This window comes from Streptomyces zinciresistens K42, assembly GCF_000225525.1.
GTDB lineage: Bacteria > Actinomycetota > Actinomycetes > Streptomycetales > Streptomycetaceae > Streptomyces > Streptomyces zinciresistens.
Genome location: NZ_AGBF01000374.1, coordinates 1 through 3,023, shown reverse-complemented (window position 1 = coordinate 3,023; position 3,023 = coordinate 1). Strand labels below are relative to the sequence as shown.

Annotated in this window: 3 protein-coding genes and 1 pseudogene; all 4 read left to right on the top strand. The window is 68.1% G+C overall.

Translation table 11 applies throughout. The features are described from left to right. A pseudogene (locus SZN_RS43045) lies at window positions 1-208 on the top strand (hypothetical protein); the annotation flags it as partial. Further along, window positions 205-909, top strand: a complete 705-nt coding sequence (locus SZN_RS36440) for a hypothetical protein (RefSeq protein WP_007505659.1) — start codon at window positions 205-207, stop codon at window positions 907-909. The pseudogene SZN_RS43045 and the gene SZN_RS36440, both read left to right, overlap by 4 nt. Window positions 910-931: 22 nt before the next feature. Continuing rightward, complete coding sequence (locus SZN_RS36435; RefSeq protein WP_007505657.1) at window positions 932-1,438, top strand: GNAT family N-acetyltransferase; 507 nt, start codon at window positions 932-934, stop codon at window positions 1,436-1,438. A gap of 356 nt (window positions 1,439-1,794) precedes the next feature. Further along, on the top strand, window positions 1,795-2,772 hold the full coding sequence (locus tag SZN_RS36430) for a tyrosine-type recombinase/integrase (protein ID WP_043735183.1): 978 nt from the start codon (window positions 1,795-1,797) through the stop codon (window positions 2,770-2,772). Window positions 2,773-3,023: the final 251 nt, after the last annotated feature.

Below are 3,023 nucleotides of genomic sequence, written 5' to 3'. Positions count from 1 at the left end.
CGAACCCTCCTTCGAGGGCTGGCTCGCCGAGCGTCTGAAGGGTCTCGCACCCGGCATCCGCTCAGAGGCCCAGCGCTGGACCCGCGTTCTGCGTGACGGTGGCCCCCGCAGCCTCCCGCGACGGGAAGGCACGGTCTGGCTCTACCTCAACCGTGTCGGCCGGCCCTGCTGGAATGGTCGGACCGCTATGACCACCTGCGGGAAGTGACTCGCAACGACGTCCGAACCTACATCAAGACACTGCACGGCCACCAGCGACACGACCAACTCGTGGCCCTGCGCTCGCTGTTCTCCTGGGCCAAATGGAGTGGGCTGCTTTTCCGCAACCCGACCAGCCGGATCAAGGTAGGCCAGTACGAGTACGGCGTGCTGCAGCCGCTGGTCCCCGCCCAGATCGGCCGGTCCGTCGCGGCGGCCACCACCCCGGCAACACGACTCATCCTCGCCTTCGCGGCGGTGCACGCCGCCCGGGTCGCCCAGATCGGCATGCTCATGCTCGACGACGTCGACCTCGGCAACCGACGGCTGACCATCGCCGGACGCGGCCGCCCGCTCGACGACCTCACCCTGAAACTGCTGCTCGACTGGCTGGAGCACCGGCGAAACCGGTGGCCGAGCACCGCGAACCTCCATCTGCTGATCAACAACCAGACTGCCACCAAGACCAGCCGCGCCAGCAACCACTGGATCAGCGCCTCGATGCGCGGCCAGGACGCGACGCTGGAGCGGCTCCGCGTCGACCGGCAGCTCGAAGAGGCTCTGCCCCAAGGGCCCGATCCGCTTCACCCCGCCGAGGCGGGGCTCGACGAGAAGACCGCGATGCGCTACGCGGACTCCGCACGGGCACTACTGGAACAGGCAGCCGGGCACTCGGCATCACCCCAGGGAAAAGAACTTGGCCCGGATTGACGGGACTTGAAGAATGACGGCCATGCAGCCTCGACAGGCATGGCCTGATGACGCATCAGCGGTCGCCGGTGTTTACGTGCGCTCCTGGCAGGCGGCCTTTGCCGGTCTCGTCCCCCAGCCCTACCTCGACGCCATGGACCCAAGCCGCGAAGAGTCCGAGTGGAAGACACGCATCGCGGAGACACGATGGCCATTGTCGGGAGTACTGGTAGCCGAAACCGACGCGGGGATCGTCGGATTCGCAGGTTTCGGCCCGTCTCAGGAGACCCCTGCCGTCGCGGAAATCGGCACGCTTTACGCGATGCCCGAGGTCTGGGGCACTGGGATCGGGAAGCACTTGACGCTGGCCACGTTGACGACTCTCCGACAGGCCGAGTACACGCAAGCCACCTTGTGGGTCCTGGAAGACAATCGTCGCGCCCGGCGCTTCTACGAAGCTGCCGGCTGGCACGCAGACGGCACAGCCGTGGAAGACACCACCGGTGGGGCCTCTCGCGACAAGTTGCGCTACCGCCGCCCTCTTGGCTAACCCGCTCGGCGTCCTACCCGTCCAAGGGACCAGGAACGGCAAGGTCGCGAGTTGCCCTCGAACCCACGGAAGCAACTCCACAGAGCACGACGACGGACCCTTGAGTTCCCACCGAGAACCCTTCAGTTTGCGTGAACTCGCGGGGATCACGGGGGTTGAGGAACATCGGAACGAAAACCGGCGCTAAGGATCTGTCGGCCCTGGTGGGCGGCTGACGGGGTGTCGGTCGCGGGACCGGTCCGAAGTCTTCCCTCAGATAACGCCCTATTATCTGTGGCATCGCTGATCACGACCTGCGGCGGCGTTCTCGGGGCCGTGCGTGAAGCGGCCCCGTTATCTGTGGCAAGGGGGAAGCTGTGCCCGCCGTCGTACGATTGCCCGTCGGGAAGGCGTTGACCGTCCGCGCGGCGGCCGACGTGTTCCTCGACTCACTCGACAACGCGAACACGCTCCGGTCGTACGGAATTGGCGTCGGCAAGACCGCCGAACACCTCGGCGAGACCCGCCCACTCGCAACCGTCGCGGACGACGAGATCGGCGGCGCCCTCGAACAGCTGTGGGGCGAGGCCGCGGTCAACACGTGGAACGCCCGGCGGGCGTCGGTGCTGTCATGGCTGGGCTGGTGCGCCGAGCGCGGGTACGACGGCCCGGCTGTCCCGGCCTGGGTGAAGCGGATGCCCCCGCCGGACTCGGAGAAGCCGGCCCGCTCGAAGATGGCCGTCGACCGGCTGATCGCCCGACGCGAGTTCCACCTCCCGGAGAAGACGCTTTGGCGGATGCTCTACAAGACCGTCGCACGGGCGGAGGAGATCCTCGGCGTCAACATTGAGGAGCTGGACCTCGCCGCCCGCAGGGCCCCGGTGAGGGCCAAGGGCGCGAAGCCGCGCACCCGACGCCGCGGCGCCCCGCGCGAGGACTACGTCATGGAGCCCGTGTATTGGGACGCCGGCACCGCCCGCCTGCTGCCCCGACTGATCAAGGGCCGTACCCGCGGGCCGGTGTTCGTCACCCACCGCAAGCCGAGCCCCGGGAAGGTCGTCAGCCGGCGCGACGTGTGCCCGGACACCGGGCTGGTCCGGCTGTCGTACGGGCAGGCCCGCGCCCTCCTGGACGCGCACACGGCTGTCGGGGGTGTGGCGGGAACGGGCTGGGACCTGCACGAGTACCGGCACTCCGGCCTCACCCACCTCGGTGAGGCCGGGGCCAGCCTGCCGATGCTCATGGCGAAGTCGCGGCACAAGAAGCCGGAGAACGTGCGGCGTTACTTCCACCCCTCGGCTGATGCGATCGCCGAGGTCACCAGCCTTCTCGCGCCCGGAGACAGCAGGCGCTGACCTGGTCAGCGCCAGTCAAGTCGAGCCGAGCCCCTCTCTGACAGTCTCAACTGAGACACCCGGTTTGTCGGGTTAGTCTGGATGGGCGAGACAGGAGATCCCCTCAGTATGGCCAGCATCACCCCGATACCCGCCGCCGGTGACGATCCGGCGCCGAAGCCGAAGCGGCGGACGTTTTCCGCGGCGTACAAGCTTCGGATCGTTGCCGAGTACGACGCCGCCCCGGCCGGGGAGAAAGGCGCGGTCCTGCG